The sequence below is a fragment of the Streptomyces sparsogenes genome (genome assembly GCF_001704635.1).
GTDB classification, from domain to species: domain Bacteria; phylum Actinomycetota; class Actinomycetes; order Streptomycetales; family Streptomycetaceae; genus Streptomyces; species Streptomyces sparsogenes.
The window spans coordinates 1-21,519 of record NZ_MAXF01000236.1 but is presented as its reverse complement, the minus strand read 5'-3'; the positions used below and the strand labels follow the sequence as shown (position 1 = coordinate 21,519).

Below are 21,519 nucleotides of genomic sequence, written 5' to 3'. Positions count from 1 at the left end.
GTTCCCGAGCGGTGTCCTACGTGGCCGGCAAGGCGGTGGCGAGCAGGACGACGCCCAGCGAGCCGACCAGCGATACGACGGCCAGGACCCGGGCCAGTTCGGCGCGGCCCTTGGAGTGGGCGATGCCGTGACCTGCCGCCGCGAGCATCACCAGCACGAACAATCCGAGTTTCGTGGCCAGGGTGCGCCCGTAGCCGGGCTCGGTGAGCGAGGCCCAGGTGATGCCGCCGTGCCAGGCCATGGCCCACCCGGTACCCAGCTGGAGGGGGACGAACACCGCCCCCGTCAGAAGCCCGAACCGGCGGCCCGCCTCGGCCGCGAAGCGGTCCCTGGCCTCCGCGGACAACATTCGCCGGGCCAGTGGCAGCACCACCAGGCTCAGGGCGAGCTGCCCACCGACCCACACCACGGCACCCGTCACATGGAGGAAGCGCACCAGGGACCACGGGCCGACCGTTCCCACTACGTGCTCACCTCCACCATGCCCATCGCCCCGGCCTCCGCATGGCGCATGTCGTGATCGACGAAGGGGTAATGCCCGGCCGCCGGGAACGTCGTCTCGACGAAACCGCCCTCGGCCACGGCCAGGTCCAGGACCTGCGAACCGCCGGCCTGGTCGGGCTTGAGGAGGTAGGCGCCCTCCTTGTACACGGTGTCGAAGACGGTGCCGACCATGTGGAAGGAGATTCCGTCGCTCGGTCCGGCGGCAACCACCCAGAAGCGGGCGCGCCGCCCCGCTGTCGCCTTCAGCGGTGTCTTGGCGTACTGGGCGGCGGTACCGTTGAATGCCCAGGCGTCCGGAGTGTTCTGACGCATCTTCGCCAGCTGGGCCACGCTGCCAGGAGTGCCCGAATACAGCTCGGAGGAGACCAGCACGTACTCGTGGTCCACCTTCGCCAGGCCGGGAGGGTCGATGATGACGGCGCCGTACATGCCGTTGCCCATGTGCTGGAGCATCGGTGCCGTGCTGCAGTGGTACAGCCATGCCCCGGCCCTGTCCGCACGGAAGCGGTAGACCAGTCGCTGACCGGGCTGGAGGGTGCGCATGGCCTGGTCAGGGGCGAGGGATCCGGCGTGGAAGTCGATGCCGTGGCCCATGGTGGGGTCGTCGTTGTGGAGGGTGACCTCGAAGACGTCGCCTACCTTGCCGTGCAGAGTGGGTCCTGGCGCGGTGCCGCCGAAGGTCCACATCTGCTGCTTGAGAGCCGGGGCTATTTCGATGGTCCGGCGGACGGCGTGCAACTCGATCCGGTGCACTGTGCCGCCGGCCACCGGGTCCAGTGAGGCGTCACGGGCCTTCCAGCCATGGGAGAAGTCGGCCGCGAGATCCAGGCCTCCGCTGCCGCCGGCCATGGGCAGCTGCCCGTCGTGTCCAGCGGTGGTCTCGCCGGTACTGGTCTTCACGACGATGTCGAGGGTCATTCCGGCGGCCCGGTGTCCGGGCAGGGTGCACCAGGCGGTGCGGCTCTTGGTGACCTGTCCGACGTCGAGGATGCGGGACTGGCCCTGGGAGAGGAGCGGGGTGGCGGGGCCTCCTTCGACCTTCAGGTCGTGGCGCTGGGCGTCCTTGTTGATCACCTTCAGCTTCAGTCCGGTTCCCTCGGGGACCTCGATCCGGCCCGGCTGGACGCGCATGTCGGCCAGGGTGACATCGACGGTCCGCGTGACGGTGGCGACGCCGCTCCCCGCCCCGGCGGCGACGGTGGAGCCGTCTGTGCCGCCGCCACTGTTGGCCACCAGGACAGCCAAGACGGTCAGTACGGCGCCCGCCGCCGAGCCCAGCAGGACCGGCCGTCGCGACGAGCCGCCCTCTTCGGCGCGGCCGACGCCTCGAGCCAGGACCCGGACCGTCAGAGCGAGAAACGTGACTCCGGACGCCGCGGCCAGCAGCATGCCGGCCGCGCCGACAGGGCCGGGCAGCGGGAGCGCCAGCAGTGCGACACCTGTGTCCAGGGTCGCCAGGCGGACCGGCCAGCCGCGCTCCAGCATCGCCCTGAGCTCGGCCCGTTCCCTGGGGCCGGTACCGAGCACGATCGGCAGCAGATAGGTCAGGGCGCCGATGAGGACCTGTGCGACGAATCCGACGAGCAACACCAGGACCAGGGGGCCGATACCGTCCGGCGCTTCGGCCGGCGGTCCAGCCGCCAGGATCGCCGCGTCCGCGATGACGCCCGCGACAAGCCACCCGGTGGCCGCGCCCAGGGTGCAGGCCGCCGCGGTCGAGATGGGGCGCCGTCGGCGCACCGTACGGACGAAGAGCTCCACCGCGACGCCCACGCCGACCGCGTACATCACGGCGCCGGCCACGGCGGCCCGGTGCCATCCGGCCGCCAGTGCGGCGACCACGACGGCGAGGCCGCCCCCGGTCAGGGCCAGAACCCAGCGCGCCGTCTTGGTGGTGCGCCGGGCCATGCGCACACCCAGCACGGTGGGCCACAGCATGAACAGCGTGCCCAGCACCGGCAGTCCGATCCAGCCCAGCAGCATCACGTGGAGGTGGGCCTGCCGCAGCCCCGCGTAGTCCCCCGGACCGGCATGGCCCGTGGCCGACATCCAGCCCAGAACCGCCCCCACGGCCAGGGCCGCTGCGGCCACCCGGTAGAAACCGACGATCGGAGCGAGCCGGCCGCCCAGCGCGCCCCGGCCCATACGCACCAGCACGACCAGGTGGGCCGTGATCGCGGCGACCAGCAGCGCGCAGGCGATCCCGATGAGGACGGGAAGATCCGCCCAGACGCCGATCAGGATGCCCGCCACGGCGAGGTTCACCGAGGCGAGCCGGGCATCGCTCCACCGCTCGCCGGGGAGCTCGGCGTGCAGCAGGGCGACGGCGAAGTGCTCACTCCAGATCACGATGGCGGTGGTGGCGCCGCCGAGCAGGAACAGATGGATGGCGAGCCAGCGGGCGACGGGCAGCGTCTGCTGGGCGGTGGCCGCCGACAGCGCCAGGACGATCCACGCCACGACGAGGAGGTGGGCGCGCCGATGTCGGGCCTTCAGGCCGGACTGCTTGAGCCTGTGGGGCGAGCGACTTCCGGCGGCTACGGGAGGATCGAGCCGGCCGGTCACGGTGTTTCCTGTTGCTGTGTACGGTGTTCCGCCGGGAGATGACGAACCGACGGGCGGCCGGGCCGGTCCCCGTCGGCGCGGCCGGCCAGCAGTGCGGCCAGCTCCCTCTGGTACGGGAAGGTCCCAGGCCGATAGCCGCACCACGGCTCTTCGGCGTACGGATCGCCAGTGACGCCGTACGCCCGGGAGCGGGAGCCGCCGCAGACGCGGCGGAACTCGCACGCTCCGCACCGGCCACCGAGCCGGTCGGCGTCCCGCAGACCGGTGAACAGCTCCGAGGTCCGGTAGATCTCGGCCAGCGGGCGGGTGCGCACGCTGCCGGCGGCCAGGGGCAGGAAGCCACTGGGGTGCACGGTGCCGGTGTGCGACACGAAGACGAAGCCACGGCCCGCGTTGACGTCCAGGGGAGGTCGGCGGGCTCGTCGTCCTCCGCCGTCGAGGCCCAGTTCGGCGGAGTGGTGGCGCAACTCCCGGTAGAGCGGACCGAGTCCCAGCACGGCCAGGTGATCGCCGCCGGTGTCCGCGAGCACCTTGCGCTGCAGGGCGACCCGGCGGAAGTGGTGGGCCTCGGTGGTCTTGGCGGGCACGGTCAGTCCCACGTCGTACACGAAGTTGAGCACGTCCTCGGTTTCGGCGGGGGTGAGCACGCCGAGTTGGCGGCCGCGTCCGGTGGGCACCAGGAGGAAGGCACTCCACAGCATCGCCCCGTGGTCGCGGACCAGACGGACGATGTCCGGCAGATCGTGCAGGTTGTGACGGGCGACTGTGGTGTTGATCTGCACCTTCATGCCGAGCGCGCGGGCGGCGTACCAGGCGTCCAGCGTCCACCGGTACACCCCGCGCACGCCGCGGAATCCGTCGTGCAGGTCAGCGGTGGAGCCGTCCAGACTCAGCGAGAGCCCGACGGCACCGGCCGCACGCACCTCCCGCAGCCGCTCGGGCGTCAGTGTCGGGGTGCCCGAAGGGGACACGGCCACTCGAACCCCGGCCTCTCCCCCGTACTCGATCAGCTCCAGCAGGTCGGCACGCTGAAACGGGTCCCCACCGGTGATCACGAACAGCGGGGTGGGCTGTCCGAACGCGGCCACCTGACGAATCAGGTCCTTGGCCGCGGCGGTGTCCAGCTCACGCGGATCGCGATCGGGCACTGCTTCGGCACGGCAGTGCAGGCAGGCCAGCGGGCAGGCGCGGGTCGACTCCCAGATCACGATGAACGGCTTGTCCGCGACGTTCTGATGCTGTCGGCGGATCACCCGGGCGCCGCTCACCGGGCCCTCCGTCCCCTGGTGGTGCGCACCGTGCGTCCGGCCGCCCGGGAATCGGGGCAGACGTGTCGGGCGGCCGGGCGGTGACCGGCCAGGACCGTGCGCAGCACCCGTGACGGGGGACGGCGGTGGAGACAACCGCACGGACGCTGGTTGCAGTAGTACACGGGATACCTCCGGATCGGTCGCTGATCAGCATGCGGCGTCGATTCCGTCCTACGCGGCGGCCGATCAGCTCTTGGTGATGGGCCAACAGTCCCTCCTTCCACCAAGCGGCTCAGGGGGTCACGCCCTCGGCCGCCCCTGTGAGGTGTGAGAGGCGGCACCACGGGTGATGGCCGTGGCCCGTGCGGACATGAACCAGCTCGTCGAGACCCCGGTGAACGGCCGTCTGGTCCGCCGCCGCCCTGGCGACGGCGCTGGGTCTGTACCTGCGATTGGCCCCCTGCACCAGACCCCGCTCCCTGATCCGGCCTGATCCGAACGAAACTGCCTAGCCGGCTCGGGAGTCCCGAGGGTCTGCGCCGCGGCGCCGGGCGATGAGTTCGTGCTCGATGCGCCGGAGTGTGGCGTTGACGGTCTCGATGGTGGCGGGGTCGTCGACGATGCCCCGGAGGGTCCGGGCCCAGTTGTCGCGGAGGTATTGCAGATTCTGGTGGGCCTTTTCCGTGGGGTACAGGCACACGCCTCGCGCGTTGCTGCTGTCCACCACGCGGTCCACCAGGCCCCTTTTCTCCAAGCCGCGCAGTACGCGGCTGAAGTTGCTCGACGGGAGCAGGGCCGCCTCCGCCGCGGCACGCGCCGAGGTGCCGGGGTGGTGGTGGATGTACCGCATGACGCTGATCTCGATCGGCGTGCACGGCTCGAACGAGGGATCGGTCGGGGGCCGCAGCTGTCGCCCCACGGCGAAGATCAGGTCGGCCAGCTCGTGGAGGCCGGCGGCTTCGACATCGCTCATACCGTGACGACGCCCTTCCTATTGCACGATAGCTATCGTATGATAGTGCCGATTCAACGGGTGAGTTTACCGAACGGTCTGGTGCCATAGCCATCGCTTCTTCCGGGGAACCTCCCGATCCACAGAGGTGAAACCGTTCATGGACATCAGCGGAGCCGTCGTGCTGGTGACCGGAGCGTCGTCGGGCATCGGGGCGGCCACCGCCCGAGCCGCCTCCCTCTGATCAGGGGCGGCGACGAGCAGGCCGACCTGGTTCCGGAGGAGTTCGGCGGCACGGTCAAGAGCTGACCCGTCGCGAGCCGGAAGCACCCTCAGCGCACGACAGAGGCGCGGTGAGCCGCGCCCGCGGCCAGGCGGATCGTCCGCCTCACCTGCTGCTGGCGAAGCACGCCTGTCAGCAGGGGCGGGCGGCATCACATCCACATCACGTTGGCTTCACGGCCCGAGGACGCGCCTTGGACCTGCTGGTGGAACGCGTCGCCGCCATCTGGCGAGGCGAACAGGAGGTGGGGCCGGCCCCGGTCACCCCCGGGGGGGGCCGGCATGGTGGTTCGGGGTGCCTCCCAGGCGACGCTGCGGCGCATCGCCTCCCGCGGAACCGGTTGGATCGCCGGAGCCGGCGACATCGGCGAATTCACCGCCTTCGCCGCCCGCGTCCGCGGCCAGTGGCGCAGGCAGGCAGACAAGGCCGCCCGCGCACCGCAGCCACGGTGATGTCCGCCCTCGGCGACGAACGCACATCCCGGATCCCCCCGGTGCACACGGACTGACCCCCGGCACCCCAGAGGCCCTCGGCCAATGGCAGGAGCCCGGCACACTCGGCCTCGCAGCCACGGCGGGCCGACAGCCCTCGGCGGCACGGCGCGCTCTCCCCCCGCCGGCGCCATCGGCGCATCGACCATCCCTCCCCCGACCCTCGGCCCTCGCTCACCCCGCGTCGCGACTGTTGACGTACCCAGGGCGTAGCCGGTAACTGTTTACGAGTCACCTTCAAACCGGTTTAGGAATCGGTGCCAAGCCGAAGCCATGACCGAATCAGCACCCGGAAGGCCTCGTCAACCGACGCACGCCCCCACGGCAACGTTGTCAGGATCTGGGTGCGCCCAAAGGAGTCCGCATGACGGAAAATGGAGTGGCCCCCCTGCCCGATCGACGTCGCGTCCTACTCGGGGGCCTCGGGCTCGCCGCCGGTGTCGCCGGACTGACGCTGTCAGTGCCGGCTCTCGCGCGGGCTGCCGAAGCCAGTGGGAGTCAAGCGGCGACGGATGACATTCAGCTCATCATCGAACGCCTGCAACAGCGTTTTCTTGCCCAAGGTGACCAGGTGAGAATCGCCAACGGCATCTTCCTCGCCCGTACGTCCGAGGCCCTGACCTATGTCGAGTCCCTGCGCGCCGACGGCTCGTGGCCCAATGTGGACTACGGTGACACCACCAGTTCCGCCAACGGCCGGGTCTGGTCGCCCTACCACGCGCTGTACCGCATGATCGCGATGGCTCATGCCTACCTTGACCCGAATGCCGCGGGCTACGGCAAGCCAGAGCTGATCGAGGCCCTGAACCGCGCGCTTCTCTACTGGGACAGTGTCAAACCGACCAGCACGAACTGGTGGGAAGTCGAGATCGGCAAGTCGATGGCCATGGGCCGCGTGTCGATCTTCGTCGGCGACGAGCTCAGCAGCGAGGCGCGGGAGGTGACCTACGCCCACAACACCGGCCGCCTGGACCCGGTCGGGGCGAACGGCTCCTGGAGGACCGAGAACTACCTCTATGAGGCCGTCGCGAAGCACGCGACCGCCGACATCGAGCAGGGTTACGCCACCATGTCGCAGACGGTCGCCGTCGACAGCAGCGGCAAGGTCACCGAGGCCGTGCAGGTGGACTCGTCCTTCTGGGCGCATGGGGCGCAGCTCTACAGCGAGGGCTACGGCATGGCCCTGTTCACCATCGTCGCGGCCTGGGCCGATGTCGCGCGCGGCACCAGCTTCGCCTTCTCGCCCGAGGACATCGACGCCATCGCCTTCTACATCCTCGACGGGACCCGCTGGCTGATCCGCGGGGAGATCGGGATGATGTATCTCGGGTACCGTCCCCCCAACACCATTGATGGCATTACGAGTTACGCGGCCGACTTCCTCGAGCCGCTCGACCGGATGGTCCGGGCCGACGAGAGAAACTCGGCGGCATATCAGCGGCTTGCCGACAATATCCGCGGGAAGCGCCGGGGGAACGGCGTCATCGGGCATAAGTATTTCTGGCGCTCGGAGTTCTCCTCGCATCTGCGGGAGGCGTATGGAATCTTCACCAGGGTCAATTCCCCCCGTATGAAGGGCAGCGAGTACCGCTCCACCTTCCGGCCCCAAGTCGGCAACGAGATCGACTGGAACGCGGCGGGCGCCACCTCGATCCAGGTCACGAACCGGGAATACGACGACCTCGTACCCGCCTTCGACTGGTTCCACTACCCGGGTGTCACCGCGCCTTACACCAAGGTGACGACGCAGTCGAGCCCCGCCAACCGCGGCAGTTTCACCGGCGGCGTCTCCGACGGTCGCTACGGGGCGAGCGTCTTCACCCTGGACCGGTTCTCGACCACCGGGCGCAAGAGCTACTTCTACTTCGACGATGAGATGGTCGCGCTCGGCGCCGGGATCAGTTCCACCTCGCAGTACGCCGTCCATACGACCGTCAATCAGGGAGCGGCCCGGTCCAATGCCTCCGTCGGCGGCAAGGCCGTACGCCCGGGGACCGATTCGGCTGCCACCGGCGCCTCATGGGCGTACAACGACGAGATCGGCTACGTCTTCCCGGAGGGCGGGCCGTTGAAGGTCTCGAACAAGGAGCAGACCGGGAGCTGGCTCGACCGTGATCCAGTGAAGCGGAATGCCTTCACCCTCTTCTTTGACCACGGAATCAGCCCGGACGGAGCCACGTACGCCTACGTCCTCCTGCCCGGCGCGACACCCGAAAAGGTCCGCTCCTATGCGGCCAGGCCGGTCGTCAAGATCCTGCGCAACGACGAGCAGGTCCAAGCAGTCCGCCACCCGCGGCTGCGGCTGACGATGGCGACCTTCCATGCCGCGGGCTCCCTCGACCTGGGATCAGGTCGCACGCTGCGGGTCGATCAGCCGGCCGTCATCATGCTCAACGAGCACGGTGGCTCCGCCGTGGTGAGCGTCGCCAACCCCGACCAGCCCGGCCTGACGGTCTCCGTCACCCTTGCCGCACCCGGCCGCACCCGTAGCGCCGCCTTCCCGCTGGGCGCCGGCCCGAACCTCGGCAGGACGGTGACACAGCCCCTCAGGTGACGCGAAGCACAGACGTAAACCGGCTTGCGGCCGACGGCTTCTCGCCGTCGGCCGCAAGCCGGTTCAGGTCAGAGGCGTCAGTCGGCGGTCCGCTCCAGGGCGGCTACGCCGATCGCGCTGTCCGCCATCCCGTAGAACACATAGACGGTCCCCGCGATGCGCTCGACCGCCGTCGGGAAGACAACGTTGCCAAGCGTTCCTACCGTCTCCTCACGGGTCTCCGGAGACAGCCACGGCTCCTGCGAGCGTGCCAGCACCCGCGCCGGATTGTCCGGGTCCAGCAGCATGCCCCCGGCCCGGTAGACGGCGCCATGGCTGAGCTCAAAGCCCCTCGCGACCGGGCCGGTCACCCCGTGGTGGATGAGCAGCCAGCCCTCGGGCACCCGCAGCGGCGGCGGACCCGCACCGATCTTCGCCACCTCGAACGGCATCTCCGGAGCGGCCACCGGAGCGGAGTGCCGCAGCGAGGTCAGCGCCGACAGATCGCGGCGCGCCGCCTCGGCGTCCACGTACGCGATCCAGATCGACGGGCGGCCGTCGGCCACCCCGGCCGGGGCCGGGGCGCCCTCGCCCGGGCGCAGCCAGTCCAGGTCCCACATCGGCCGGTGGAGCATCGCGAAGCTCGCACGGCCGTCGGGGCCGGGCACGATCTCGGGGAAGAAGACAAGGTCCTTATTGGGGAAGAAGTTCAAGTCGGTGGACAGGTGCGGCTGATACGTGAAATGCAGTGGGCCCAGACGGCGCCAGCTGATCGTGTCCGTGGAGACGGCCAGCGCGGGCCGAGGGCCGAGCGGCCCGTAGGCGACGTACGTCATGACGTGCACGCCCAGGTCGGGGATGAAGGTGATGCGGGGGTCCTCCACGCCGGCATTGTGCGCACCCCGCTCGAAGCCTTCGTCCGGGGACAGCACCACGCCCTGGCGCTCGACGCCGACCGGTACGCCGTCTTCGATCACGACACGGGCGCGGCCGATCCGGGAGACATTGCCTGCCGCGACCATGCGGGGAAAAAGATAGAGCTCGCCGTCGGGTCCCCAGGCGGTGGCCGGATTGAGGACGCCCTCGGCCTCCAGGGGGTCGGTGGGGTCGGCGTTCATGAGCACGCCGACCCGGTTCAGTGCATACGGGAGCGCGCTTTCGGTGTTGAGCTGGGTCATACCTAGCCTTTGATCGCGGATCCGAGGTTGGCGGAGGTGAAGTGGCGCTGGAAGAGCAGAAAGAGGACGGCGGCCGGCACCGCCAGCACGCAGGCACCGGCGAGCACAGCGCCCATGGGATTGGCCTGGAAGGTGGAATTGGCCTGCGAGAAGTTCGCCAGGCTGACCGCGAGGGGCTGCATCCCCTGGTCCTTGGTCACCAGGAACGGCCAGAGGAACTCGTTCCACGGGCCGATGAAGGTCACCAGCATGGCTGTGAGAATCGCCGGGCGCACCAGTGGCACCGCCACAGAGCGCAGGATGCGCAGCTCACTCGCTCCGTCCATACGCGCCGCGTCGAAGATCTCGCGCGGGATCTGGAGGAAGTACTGGCGGAAGATGAGCACGGCGACGGAGTTGATGGCGAACGGCAGGATCATTCCGGCGTAGCTGTCGGCGAGTCCGAAGTAACGCACCACCATCACGTACAGCGGGATCATCAGCAGCTGGAACGGGATCGCCTGGACCAGCAGGACGAGCGCGAACACCAGACCGCGGCCGCGGAAGCGCAGGATCGCCAGGGCGTAGCCGGCCAGCAGGCCGAAGACCAGCGTGCAGGCCACCACCCCGGCCGTCATGATCAGCGAGTTGGCCAGGGCGCCCAGCAGGCTGAACGAGTCGTCGATACCCGCGAGGTTGTCCAGGGTCAGGTTGCCGGGCTTCGGCAGCAGGCCGCCGAGGCCGGTGTCGCGCTTCTTCTGCAGCGCCCCGATGAGCATGTAGTAGAACGGCAGCAGCGCGGCGATGGCGCCGAGGCCGAGCGTGGCGTAGCGCAGGACGCGGGCGATGCGCGGGATGCGGGCCATATCAGTCCCTCTCCATGACGCGCCGGGCGACGGTCGCGATGATGAGCACGCCGGTGACGAGTATCAGTCCGATGGCTGCCGCGGCATCCGGCTCGCCCTCCTCGATGCCCCGCTGGTAGACCAGCAGCGCGGGGGTGAGCGAGGCGCCGCTCGGGCCGCCGCCGGTGAGCAGGAACGGCTCGGTGAAGATCTGTCCGGCAGTGATGATCGACAGCAGGATGACGAGCGAGGTGACGGGCCGGACGGCCGGCAGGGTGACGGCCCGGAACGCCTGCCAGCGCCCGGCTCCGTCGGTCAGTGCCGCCTCGTGCAGCTCCTTGGGCACGTTCTGTAGCGCGGCGAGGTAGAGCAGGATGTAGAACCCGAGCTGCTTCCAGGTGACGTAGACGGCGATGAGCGGCATCACCAGGTGCTTGTTCGCCAGCCAGGACGGGTCCGGGGCCCAGGGGCCGAGGACGTTGTTGACGGCACCGGAGCCATTGAACAGAAACAGCCAGACCGCCAGTGTGGCGACCGAGGCCGTCACGTACGGCACGTAGTACGCCACCCGGAAGAATCCGCGCCAGTGCGTCGCGGCATTCAGCGCCGACGCCAGCGCGAGCGCCAGCACCACGGTCAGCGGAATGTTGATCGCCATGAACAACCCGAGGTTGGCGAAGGCGCGCTGGGTCTTCTCCTCGCCGAGGACCTCGGTGAAGTTGTCGAACCCGACGAACGGGTGCGGCACGGAGACGCCGGGCGCGGTGAAGAAGTAGTCGTGGAAGGCCATCCATACGCCGACCCCGAACGGGATGATGAACACGACCAGGACGTAGGCGGTGTACGGCGCGGTCAGGACGAGCCCGAGCGGGTTGTTGCCCAGCCAGCGCTCGAGCCGCGAGGCGCCGGGCCGGCGACCCGGGATACGGCGTACGGGCGCGGTCGCCTGCGGTGCGTGGCCGGGCGATGGCCGGGGGTGCCCGCCGTGGGGCGGATCACCTGCGGCCTGGGTCCCGTCGCGGCTGTCGCGGAGTGATTTCATGGTGTGCCTCGTCAGTCGGCGATCTGGTCGTCGATCTGCTGCGCGGCCTTGTCGAAGGTCGACTTCACATCGCCCTTCCCGGGCAGCACCGCGTCTTCCCAGGCTGTGCGGAACGTCTTCCACACCTGGGTCGAGCCGGCGATGTTCGGCACGTCCACCGCCCGCGGCACCGCGTCGGCGAAGGGCTGGTAGAAGGGATTGTCCTTGAGGTAGCCGCCGGCGATGGCGGCCACGTCACCGCGGGTGGGGAACTGCCCCGTCTCCTCCAGCAGTGCCGCGTCGTTCTTCGCACTCATCGAGAACTTGGTGAATTCCCAGGCGGTCCGCTTGTGCTTGCACGAGGTGAACAGACCGACGTTCTTGGAGTCCGCGAACGTCGATGTCCTGTCGGCGGGTATCCCCTCGGCCGTGGGCAGCGGCACCACGCCGTACTTCACCTTGCCGTCGAACTGTCCCTTGCCCCACGGCCCGGCGATGCCCATGGCGGCCACCCCGTCGGCGAACGGGCCCGCCCACATGTCGCCGCTGTACGCCTCCGGGGACGAGTAGCCGTTGGCGTACATCTGCTGCCAGAAGCCGAGGGTCTGCCGTCCGGCATCGGACGTGAAGGTGGCCTTCTTGTCCTTCACCAGTTGCGTGCCGCCGGAGTTTGCCAGGTACAGCGGATAGAAGTCGAACAGCGCATTGGTGTAGTCACTGGTCGCCGGCGGATACAGGGTGAACTTCGCCGCCTTGCTGCTCTTGATCTTCTTCGCCGCGGCCAGCACATCGTCGTACGTGCTCAGCTTTGGATTCTCGGCGTCCAGGCCGGCCTTTTTGAAGACGTCCTTGTTGTAATAGAGCATGAACGGGTTGGTCTTCCAAGGCACTTGGTACAACTTGCCGTCCGGGGAACGGAAGCCGTCCGCGGCACCGCCGGAGCGCTTCTTGATGAAGGACTCGGCATCGCCGAAGGTGTCCGAGAGATTCACCAGGCCGCCCTGCTTCTGGAATGCGGCGACCGCCGCCGGAGCGGTGTTGTAGACGAGGCACGGGGTGTTGCCCGCGGTGATCGCGGCCCCGATGACGTCTTCGGTGGACTTGCCCGACGGAACCGCTTTGGCGGTGACCTTCTCCTTGGGGTGATCGGCGTTCCAGGCAGCCACTGTGGCCTTGGCCCAGGCCTGCTCCTGCTGGTTCGTCGAGTACCAGATGTCGATCGGTCCCGAGGTCGGCTTGCCGCCGCCGGCGTCGCCCGAACCGCAGGCGGACAATGGCAGGACAAGCGCCGCGGCGGCCAGCACCGTAACGCGCGGAAAACGCCTCATTGGGCCCAACTCCCTTCCATGCGGGTGATTGAGGGTCCGAAGCGACTCCCCTCTCGTCGCCGCCGGCCCGCCCCGCCGGAATGATCAGCGCGGGGTTACGAGCGTCATCAAACCGGTTTAGTATCTAAGCGTCAAGGACGGGTGCGAAACGTTTCGGTAACCTGGGTGGCGCAGTTCTGCCACCCAGGAGCCGTACGTCCCGAATCACTGGAAGGCGAGGCGGTATGGTGCGGGGCCAGGACAAACCGGGTGGATCGGCGGACGCTTCCCGCCGGGCGACGTCTCGCCCGCCACGCCGGGGCGGGGGCAGCCGGCCGACGATCGGTGATGTCGCCGCGCTGGCCCAGGTGTCCAAGGCGACGGTCTCCTTTGTCATCAACGACCGCCCCGGGGTCAGCCCGCAGGCGCGCCGGCGGGTCCTGGAGGCGATCGACCAGCTGGGCTGGCAGCCCAACGCCGGCGCCCGAGCGCTCTCCACCAAGCGGTCCCAGACCCTCGGCCTGGTGATGCGCCGACCGCCGGAACTGCTGAGTACCGACCCGTTCTTCCCCCAGTTCGTCGCCGGCATCGAGACCGGCCTCGCGCCGCTCGGCTACGCGCTCGTGCTGCAGGTCGTCCCCGATGAGGAAACCGAACGTCAAGCGTATGAGCGGCTGGCCCGTGACGGTCGGGTCGACGGCGTGTTCCTCACCGATCTGCGCACCGACGACCCGCGGCCCGCACTCATGACGGAGCTGGGCATCAGCGCACTGATCGTGGGACCACCGCACCACGGCGGCCGGGTGCCGGCCCTCGGGGTCGACGACGGCAGCGGGGTGCGGCGTGCGGTCAGCCATCTGCGCTCGCTCGGCCACCGGTGGATCGGACACGTCTGCGGCGCCGCCGGGTATGTGCACACCGAGGCCCGGTGCGACGCCTGGCGCGGTGCCCTGGCGGATGCCGGTCTGCCCGAGATCCCACCCGTGGCGGCGGACTTCACCGGCGCGGCCGGCGCCCAGGCCACGCATCGGCTGCTGGACCTGGACCGGCCACCGACCGCCATCGTGTACGCCAACGACCTGATGGCCATCGCCGGGATCACCGCCGCGACCAGCCGCGGGCTGCGGGTCCCCGAGGACCTGTCGGTGGTGGGCTTCGACGACATCCCGCTGGCCGACTGCATCGCGCCGCCGCTGACGACGGTGCGCCAGGATGTGCTGACCTGGGGACGCATCGCCGCGCAGGCACTGGTTTCGCTCACCGAGGGAGGAAAGTTCCAGGCTGCCGAGCTCCCGCCGGTGGAATTCGTGGTGCGGGCGAGCACCGCGCCACCGCGGACTTGAGCGTGGAGCGGGAAGCGGGGCCGCAGCCGCGTCCCACGACCGCGGCCGGCCCGGCGGGCGCTGGGCCACCGCCGGATGTCCGCCCAGGTGCGTCTAAGGTGCGCGGGCGGGCTGTCGAACGCGGCCACCCGTACGGAGCCCATATGTGACGCCGTCGTGGTACCCGACCAAGGAGGAGCACCACCGCGTGGTGCCGACCTGGAACTACATGATCGCGCACGTGTACGGGCAATGTGTGGTGCACGACGACCCTGCCTGGATCGAGCGTCGGATGCGCCGTCTGACCGACCGCCATGAAACCGGCCACACCGAGCCCTGGTCTGTCGACCAGGCGTCGGCGAAGTTCGTCGAACAGCAGGTGCGTGGCGTGGTCGGCGTCGAGGTGGTCATCAGCCGCATCGAGGCCAAGTTCAAGCTCAGCCAGAACCAGCCGCGGGAGAACGTCGAGGGCGTCATCGCGGGCCTCGAGGCCCGCGGCCAGACCGGCGACGCCGCGCTGGCGGCAGCCGTACGTGCCCACAACCCGCACGACGCCGCTTCCTGACCACCACCGCACGACCCGGGTTCCGGTCGGCCACCTCGCCACCCTCCGGGCTTCGGCGGCCTGCCCGGCCCGGTAGGCGGGCCCGGCAGGCCGCTCGGCTCCGCGGCAACCGGTTGGAGAAGGACCGGCCTGGTGTTATCCACTTCCTTCTCCCCCAGGAGCGGCTCTCCCGCCTCCGCGGCGGCCTTCCCCGCAGCGCCCTGCTCCGTCCTCGTCCCGGCGTCCGGCACGGTGGTGGTGGTTTCCGCACCGGCTCGCGCCGCCGCACCCTCCTCACCGCCGGGGGCGGTCAGGGACGTCGCTTCTTCCTGTTCCGTGGTGGACGCCGCCTCGCCGCCCGGGGGCCCCGGCTCGGCGGCCTCCGGCGCTGCCTTCGGCCCCCTTTCCCCTCGCGCCCTCCTGAGCAGGCTTGAGGAATCGCCGTGCCTTACTGGACCGCAGGCACGCACCGGCGGCGATGACGATCGCCGCGGTGCCGTAGGCCCATGCCTGGAGGGGGAAGCCGGGCAGGAGCCGGTCGCCCAGGTAGAGGGTGGTGCCGGCGAGGGTCACGGTCAGCCATTCCCAGCGGCCGTCCATGGCGACGAAGGCGACCACGAGCAGGGAGTACCAGGGATAGCTCGGGGAGAAGAGAAGCAGGGCCGTGCCGGTGAGCAGCAGGGCGCCGCGCCATGGGCGGGCCGGATCGCCGCGCCACCATACGGCGAGACCGATCAACGCGAGCAGTACGGCCGCGGTCGCGCCCGCGGCGGCATCCGGCAACAGCAGGCGCAGCAGGGCGAAACGGCGTACGTGGCCGGTGTCGTAGCCCTCCTCCCGGAGATAGCCGGGCAGGTAGCCCAGCACCTTCGCGCCGGAGGCGACGACGTAGGGCAGGTAGGCGAGAGCGACGGCGGCGACGCTGCCCGTGACAACGCGCAGGACGCGGGCCGGGCCGCGCTGCCCGGCCAGGGCTCCCGGCAGGGCCAGGACCGGAAGGATCTTGACGGCGATCGCGGCACCGAGCAGCGCGCCACGTCGGGTCCCCGCGGCGGCGGTGCCGAGCGCGAGCACGGTGAACAGGACGCCGAGCGTGTCGATGTGCGCGTTGTTGACCGCTTCGAGGGCGACGGCCGGGCACCAGGCCCACAGGGCGGCCCTGGCGGGGGCCTGCCGCGGATCACCGCGCCGACGCAGAACGCGGAGCAGGGCGGCGGTGGTGCCCAAGGCCAGGACGGCGCCGCCGATCTGGAGCGGCTTGTGGCGGCTGTCCGGAGGGGACACCGCATGAACGGCCAGGTACCAGCCCTCGGCGAGAGGGGGGTAGATCGTGGGTGCGGTAGGCCGGTTGATGCGGGCGCAGAGGCCGTTGCCGGGGCGGGCGATCCCCCATCCCTCACAGGCTTCTCGTGGGGGGAACAGCCAGTCGTCGCGCAGGCGGGTCAGCTGCGGCGCGGCGGGCGGGTAGGCGTAGGGGGAGATTCCGGCGGCCTGGACGCGGCCGTCCCAGGCGTAGCGGTACATGTCGGTGCTGGTGCGCGGCTGCGTGGTGAGCCCCGCCAGGGCGATGACGGCCGAACCTGTCAGCACGAGGGCGGTCGCGGCTCGGGCGGGGACTTTCCGCACGGTCCACACGGCGGCGGCGAACAGGGTCCATGCGACGGCGTATCCCGCCAGCAGCCGGCCGGGGGCGCTGTGGTCGTCGCCTGCCCGGAGGGTGCCCGCGACGACCGCCGCGAGGGCGGCCAGGAGGAGGGCGGTGACAGCGACGCGGATTCGGGCCCCGTGTCCCGTCGGTTGTGTGGAACGGACCGAGGACGGGGGCGCGGGGGAGGTTTCGGGGTCCTGCCGGTGCAGGGCGGCGGTGCCGGTCATGAGCGGTCCGCCCGTCCGTCAGGCGTGGGGTGCGTGGCGCCGGGCCCGGTGGTCGGACGGTGAAGTCGCAGGAAGGGCCGGTCGTCGGCGGTCCACCGGCCGGCGGGGATCCAGCCCGTGGCGCGGGCGGCGCGCAGCAGGGCGGTGGTGCCGGCGCGGGCCCAGGGAAAAGGGCGGCCGTGGCGGCCTTCCGCGTCCTCGACACGAGCCATGAGGCGTTCGTCCACCTCCTGCGGGAAGGCTTCGACGAGCAGGCACCCGCCGGGTCGCAGAAGGTCACGCAGGCGGGCGAGCAGGGCCGCCGGGTCGCCGCCGATGCCGATGTTGCCGTCCATCAGCAGGGCCGTCTCCCAGCGGCCCTCACTCGGCAGCCGGTCGAAGACGGACCGGCGCAGGGCGGTTCCGCCCAGGCGGCGTGTCCGGGCGACAGCGGCAGGGCTGAGGTCCACTCCGAGCGCCGGTATCCCCCGGGCGGCCAGGGCGGCCACCATTCGTCCCGGTCCGCAGCCGATGTCCAGGACGGGCCCGGTGCAGCGGCTCAGTACGCCCGCGTCGGCGGCGTCGGGCGGGGCGCAGAAGCGTTCCACGTCCAGGGGCAGCAGTTCGGCCGCGCCGTGGGCGTGGGGTGTCAGTCGGCGCAGGTACAGCGGGCCGCGGCCGGCGCGCAGGGCACGATCGTACGGGTCGTTCGTCCAGGGCTCCCCGGGCTCGACGGCGGTGAACCGGTCGGCGCGACGCACCGGTGCGCGGGACGGGGAAGCGAGCGTGACGGGCGGGAGGTTCTCTTCCGGCGGAGGTCGCTCCGCCGGCTCGGTCCGTCCGGCGACGGCGGTGCGCGTCCCGTGTGCCGCGCCGCTCACCGGACCGTCTCCGCGAGCGAGGCCACGGTGGCGGCGAAGCGGGATCGGGGCGGGCAGCAGGCGGCCACCGAGGCGGCGTCCGCCGCGGTGTCCACGTCGCGCAGCAGCGCCAGGTCACCGACCGTGAGGCCGGCCTCGACAAGTCTTCGGCGCTGGACGTTCCCGGTGTGGTCGGTGGACATCGGGACACCCCGGACGAGCGACCCGGCACCGGCCGGGTCGGCGAAGCCCAGGGCCCAGAAGCCGCCGTCGGCCGCGGGGCCGAACCAGGCGTCACTCCCGTCGCGGCCGACACCGACCAGGAGGTCCGGGGTGACCTGCGGAGTGTCCATGCCGAGCAGCAGCGCCGGACCGTCACACAGCTCGAAGGCGGCGGCGATCCGCTCGTCGAGGCCTCCGGACACCTGGGGCACGACCTCGAAGCCGTGCGGCAGCCAGGGACCCGGGTTTCCGTCGAGCACCAGCGTCCGGCGCCGCGCGGGGATCCGGAGCACCGCGTGGAGCGTGTCGGCCAGAGCGGCGTCGGCCAGGGCCGCCGCCTCCTGCGGGGTGTAGGGCGGGGTGAGCCGGGTCTTGACCCGCCCGGGGACCGGCTCCTTCGCGATGACCAGGAGGGTGACCGCGTCCGCCGCCGTGGCAGGGACGTTCATCGGCCGTCTCCCGCGAGGCTCGCGCCGACGGCCGCGGCAGCGGTCGGCTGCTCGGCGAGGACGGCCCGCATGTCCCGCACGGCCTGCCAGGTGCCGCGCCAGGTGCCGGTGACCTTCGAGCGGCCCGTACGAGGGTGGTAGGGCACGTCGGTCTCCGCCACCCGCCAGCCGGCGTCGGCGGCGCGGACCACCATCTGCAGCGGATAGCCGGAGCGCCGGTCGGTCAGGCCGAGGGCCAGCAGCGCTTCCCTGCGGGCGGCGCGCATGGGGCCCAGGTCGCGCAGGCGTAGGCCGGTGCGGCGACGGACGAGACGGGCGAGCTCCAGATTGGCCAGCCGGGCGTGGGCGGGCCAGGCTCCGCGGGCGGTGGGCCTGCGGCGGCCCAGGACCAGATCCGCGGCGCCGTCGAGGACGGGTCCGGAAACGGTCGGCAGCGTCCCGGGGTCGAGGGAGGCGTCGCAGTCGCAGAAGCAGACCACGTCGGCCGTGGCGACGGCGAGACCCGCGTGGCACGCGGCGCCGAAGCCGCGCCGCGGCTCCTGGACCACGTACGCGCCCAGATCGCGGGCGATGTCGGCGGAACCGTCGGTGGAGCCGTTGTCGACGACGATCGCGCGCCAGCCGGGTGGGATCCGTTCCAGCACCCAGGGCAGGGCCTCGGCTTCGTCGAGGCAGGGCAGCACGACGTCCACGGAAGAAGGGGGTGTCTTGGTCACCTCCCTCACCCTACGAACGCACACCAGACATAAGGGATATCGCATCCTTACGGATCGCTGACGTCGTTCGCCACCTCCGTCAGCGGCGGGATCCGGTGCAAGACTCGGTCATGTGAAACGCGTACTCGTCGTGGACGACGACCCGACCGTCTCCGAGGTCGTCGCGGGGTATCTGGACCGGGCGGGCTTCGCCGTCGACGTGGCCGCCGACGGCCCCACCGCCGTGGCCCGGGCCTCGGCCCGGCCACCCGACCTGGTGGTGCTGGACCTGATGCTGCCCGGCATGGACGGCCTGGAGGTCTGCCGCCGGCTGCGCACCGAGGGCCACGGCTTCCCCGTCCTGGTGCTCACCGCGCGCGCGGACGAGGTCGACACGGTGGTCGGCCTGGACGCGGGTGCCGACGACTACGTCACCAAGCCGTTCAGCCCCCGCGAACTGGTGCTGCGCGTGGAGTCCGTGCTCCGCCGGACCGGCGCGCCACCAGCCGCCCTCGCCGAAGTGTCCCAGCCGTGGCTGCGGGCCGGCCCGCTCGCCCTGGACCCCACCGCCCGGCGCGCCACCCGCGGCGGCACCGAACTGGCCCTCACCATCCGGGAGTTCGATCTGCTGGAGTACTTCATGCGACATCCCGGGCAGGCCACGAGCCGGGAACAGTTGATGCGGCGGGTCTGGGGCTGGGAGTTCGGCGACCTGTCGACCGTCACCGTGCATGTGCGGCGCCTGCGCGGAAAGGTCGAGGAAGACCCGGCCCGCCCGCGCCTGATCAGCACGGTGTGGGGTCTCGGCTACCGTTTCGACGCTCCCTCCGGACACGAAACCGCGGTCGGCCGTGATCGGTGACATGTTCCTCATCGCGCTCTACGCGGCGATGGGCGCGGCGGGCGCCGGGCTGCTGGGGGCCGTGGCCCTGCGGGCCCTGCGGAAGCGGTCCGTCGCCGTGTCCCTGGCCGTGGTCGCCGCCGTCACCGTGGCGGCGATGCTCGCCGGGACACTGCTGGTGTCCTGGGCGATGTTCCTGTCCGACCACGACCTGTGGGTGGTGACGATGGTGTGCGCCATGGCCACCGTCGTCTCGCTCGTCGTGGCGCTCCTGCTGGGCCGCAGCGTCGTGAAAGGAAGCCGGGAGCTGGCCGAGGCCACCCGCGCCCTCGGCGACGACGGCAGCTTCACCCCGCCCGCCGCCGCGCCGACGGCCGAACTCGCCGAGCTGAGCCGTCAGTTGGCCGCCACCAGCGCCAAGCTCGCCGCCTCCCGGGAGCGCGAGCGGACCCTGGAAGCCTCGCGACGGGAACTGGTCGCCTGGATCTCCCACGACCTGCGCACCCCGCTGGCCGGCCTCCAGGCCATGACCGAAGCCCTCGAGGACGGCATGGTCGACGATCCACGCGACTACCACGCCCGCATCCGTGCGGAGGTCGGGCGGATGAGCGCCATGGTGAGCGACCTGTTCGAACTCTCCCGCATCCAGGCCGGCGTGCTCGCCCTGTCCCCTGCCCGGATGTCGGTCTACGACCTCGTCGGCGACGCCATCGCCGGCGTCGACGCCTTGGCCCAGGAGCACGGCGTACAGCTCGTGGGCGATGGGGTCGAACCCCTGCCGGTGGAGGTCGACGGCCGCGAGATGTCCCGCGTCCTGGCCAACCTGCTGGTCAACGCGATCCGCCGCACACCCGCCGACGGCACCGTCGCCGTCTCGGCCCGCCGCGAGGCGGACCGGGTGGTGCTGTCGGTGACCGATGGCTGCGGTGGGATTCCGCCGGAGGACCTGCCCCGGGTCTTCGACACCGGCTGGCGCGGCACCCACGCCCGTACCCCACCGGCCGGGGCGGGGCTCGGTCTGGCCATCGTGCGCGGCATCGTGGAGGCCCACCAAGGGCGCGCGGCGGTGCACAACGTCCCGGGCGGCTGCCGGTTCGAGGTGCACCTGCCCGCGGCGGTCTGAGACGGCCGGCGATCCCGGAAGCCGAGGACTCGGGACCGGGCCGGCGACAGAAGACCGGGCCGGCCCTGGCGCTGTCGCAGCGGGATGGGCCGGGATCACCCCGCCCGCAGCGGCGCCGCCGCGAACTCCGTCATCCCGTCGGCGAAGGCGACCTGCGGCTTCCAGCCCAGCTCGGCGCGCAGCCGCTGCGAGGAGGCGGTGATGTGGCGTACGTCGCCCAGCCGGTACTCCCCCGTGACGACCGGCGCCGGCCCGCCGTACGCCGCGGCCAGCCCGGCCGCCATCTCACCCACGGTATGCAGCTCTCCACTGCCGACGTTGTACGCCCGCGAGCCGCCCTCCGGCAGACCGTCCAGGCCGTCCAGCGCCGCGAGGTTGGCGTCGGCGACGTCCCGGACATGAACGAAGTCCCGCCGTTGCCCACCGTCCTCGAAGACACGCGGCGCCTCGCCACGCGCGAGCGCGGACCGGAAGAGGGAGGCGACCCCGGCGTAGGGGGTGTCCCGCGGCATCCCGGGGCCGTACACGTTGTGATACCGCAGGGCGGCAACCCGCCCGCCGGCAGCCCGCGCCCACGCGGCGGCCAGGTGCTCCTGCGCCAGCTTGGTGGCCGCGTACACGTTGCGCGGATCGGCCGGGGCGTCCTCCTCCACCAGGGCGGCGGCCAGCGGCTCACCGCAGCCGGGGCACGGAGGCTCGAA

19 protein-coding genes are annotated in these 21,519 nt (G+C 71.1%); 6 read left to right on the top strand and 13 right to left on the bottom strand.

Features of this window, described 5'->3' with window-relative positions; all coding sequences use genetic code 11:
- Positions 1-16: 16 nt before the first annotated feature.
- From BBH68_RS38515 to BBH68_RS38500, 4 genes are all read right to left on the bottom strand, one after another.
- Complete coding sequence (locus tag BBH68_RS38515) at positions 17-463, bottom strand: hypothetical protein (protein WP_065968558.1); 447 nt, start codon at positions 461-463, stop codon at positions 17-19.
- Entirely contained in the window at positions 463-3,069 is a 2,607-nt protein-coding gene (locus tag BBH68_RS38510) for a multicopper oxidase domain-containing protein (RefSeq protein ID WP_218029739.1), read from the bottom strand. The genes BBH68_RS38515 and BBH68_RS38510 overlap by 1 nt, the downstream gene beginning before the upstream one ends.
- Positions 3,066-4,337: a TIGR04053 family radical SAM/SPASM domain-containing protein gene (locus BBH68_RS38505; protein WP_211301836.1), complete on the bottom strand. Its 1,272-nt coding sequence runs from the start codon at positions 4,335-4,337 to the stop codon at positions 3,066-3,068. The genes BBH68_RS38510 and BBH68_RS38505 overlap by 4 nt, the downstream gene beginning before the upstream one ends.
- A 490-nt stretch (positions 4,338-4,827) precedes the next feature.
- Positions 4,828-5,292 carry a MarR family winged helix-turn-helix transcriptional regulator gene (locus BBH68_RS38500; RefSeq protein WP_065968557.1) on the bottom strand — a complete coding sequence of 155 codons (465 nt, stop codon included), beginning with the start codon at positions 5,290-5,292 and terminating at the stop codon, positions 4,828-4,830.
- Between the two features lie 543 nt (positions 5,293-5,835).
- Here BBH68_RS38500 and BBH68_RS42490 point away from each other — a divergent pair.
- Complete coding sequence (locus BBH68_RS42490) at positions 5,836-6,006, top strand: hypothetical protein (RefSeq protein WP_170066650.1); 171 nt, start codon at positions 5,836-5,838, stop codon at positions 6,004-6,006.
- A gap of 403 nt (positions 6,007-6,409) precedes the next feature.
- Positions 6,410-8,599 (top strand): polysaccharide lyase family 8 super-sandwich domain-containing protein, encoded by a 2,190-nt coding sequence (locus BBH68_RS38495; protein WP_065968556.1) that lies wholly within the window; start codon positions 6,410-6,412, stop codon positions 8,597-8,599.
- A gap of 77 nt (positions 8,600-8,676) precedes the next feature.
- Here BBH68_RS38495 and BBH68_RS38490 read toward each other — a convergent pair whose 3' ends face one another.
- From BBH68_RS38490 to BBH68_RS38475, 4 genes are read right to left on the bottom strand one after another with little or no spacing between them, the layout of a single operon-like run.
- A complete protein-coding gene (locus BBH68_RS38490) occupies positions 8,677-9,756 on the bottom strand; it encodes a glycoside hydrolase family 130 protein (RefSeq protein WP_065968555.1) in 1,080 nt (359 codons plus the stop codon).
- Positions 9,757-9,758: 2 nt separating this feature from the next.
- Positions 9,759-10,601, bottom strand: coding sequence for a carbohydrate ABC transporter permease (locus tag BBH68_RS38485; RefSeq protein ID WP_425428905.1), 843 nt, complete (start codon positions 10,599-10,601; stop codon positions 9,759-9,761).
- A 1-nt stretch (position 10,602) separates the two neighbouring features.
- Positions 10,603-11,622, bottom strand: coding sequence for a carbohydrate ABC transporter permease (locus BBH68_RS38480; protein WP_065968554.1), 1,020 nt, complete (start codon positions 11,620-11,622; stop codon positions 10,603-10,605).
- 11 nt (positions 11,623-11,633) lie between these two features.
- On the bottom strand, positions 11,634-12,929 hold the full coding sequence (locus tag BBH68_RS38475; protein ID WP_245738540.1) for an extracellular solute-binding protein: 1,296 nt from the start codon (positions 12,927-12,929) through the stop codon (positions 11,634-11,636).
- Positions 12,930-13,153: 224 nt separating this feature from the next.
- Here BBH68_RS38475 and BBH68_RS38470 point away from each other — a divergent pair, with 224 nt between their 5' ends.
- Entirely contained in the window at positions 13,154-14,251 is a 1,098-nt protein-coding gene (locus BBH68_RS38470; protein ID WP_079151490.1) for a LacI family DNA-binding transcriptional regulator, read from the top strand.
- 145 nt (positions 14,252-14,396) lie between these two features.
- Positions 14,397-14,795 carry an FMN-binding negative transcriptional regulator gene (locus BBH68_RS38465; RefSeq protein ID WP_079151489.1) on the top strand — a complete coding sequence of 133 codons (399 nt, stop codon included), beginning with the start codon at positions 14,397-14,399 and terminating at the stop codon, positions 14,793-14,795.
- Positions 14,796-15,068: 273 nt separating this feature from the next.
- Here BBH68_RS38465 and BBH68_RS38460 read toward each other — a convergent pair whose 3' ends face one another.
- The 4 genes from BBH68_RS38460 to BBH68_RS38445 are packed head-to-tail and all read right to left on the bottom strand — an operon-like array spanning position 15,069 to position 18,920.
- Entirely contained in the window at positions 15,069-16,649 is a 1,581-nt protein-coding gene (locus BBH68_RS38460; RefSeq protein WP_079151488.1) for a glycosyltransferase family 87 protein, read from the bottom strand.
- The gene (locus BBH68_RS38455; protein ID WP_065968553.1) at positions 16,646-17,509 is read right to left on the bottom strand and encodes a methyltransferase domain-containing protein; all 864 of its coding nucleotides are present in this window, start codon (positions 17,507-17,509) and stop codon (positions 16,646-16,648) included. Before BBH68_RS38455 ends, BBH68_RS38460 begins: the two co-directional genes overlap by 4 nt.
- A complete protein-coding gene (locus BBH68_RS38450) occupies positions 17,506-18,159 on the bottom strand; it encodes a TIGR04282 family arsenosugar biosynthesis glycosyltransferase (protein WP_065968552.1) in 654 nt (217 codons plus the stop codon). Before BBH68_RS38450 ends, BBH68_RS38455 begins: the two co-directional genes overlap by 4 nt.
- Positions 18,156-18,920 carry a glycosyltransferase family 2 protein gene (locus BBH68_RS38445; RefSeq protein WP_065968551.1) on the bottom strand — a complete coding sequence of 255 codons (765 nt, stop codon included), beginning with the start codon at positions 18,918-18,920 and terminating at the stop codon, positions 18,156-18,158. Before BBH68_RS38445 ends, BBH68_RS38450 begins: the two co-directional genes overlap by 4 nt.
- Before the next feature lie 67 nt (positions 18,921-18,987).
- Here BBH68_RS38445 and BBH68_RS38440 point away from each other — a divergent pair, with 67 nt between their 5' ends.
- Together BBH68_RS38440 and BBH68_RS38435 are read left to right on the top strand one after the other, a co-directional pair.
- Positions 18,988-19,716 (top strand): response regulator transcription factor, encoded by a 729-nt coding sequence (locus BBH68_RS38440; RefSeq protein WP_065968550.1) that lies wholly within the window; start codon positions 18,988-18,990, stop codon positions 19,714-19,716.
- A 1-nt stretch (position 19,717) separates the two neighbouring features.
- Complete coding sequence (locus tag BBH68_RS38435) at positions 19,718-20,818, top strand: sensor histidine kinase (RefSeq protein WP_065968549.1); 1,101 nt, start codon at positions 19,718-19,720, stop codon at positions 20,816-20,818.
- Between the two features lie 95 nt (positions 20,819-20,913).
- On the opposite strand, the gene BBH68_RS38430 is transcribed toward BBH68_RS38435, so the two are convergent.
- Positions 20,914-21,519 (bottom strand): NAD-dependent epimerase/dehydratase family protein (locus BBH68_RS38430; protein WP_141713168.1); only part of this gene is annotated, 606 nt, incomplete at its 5' end.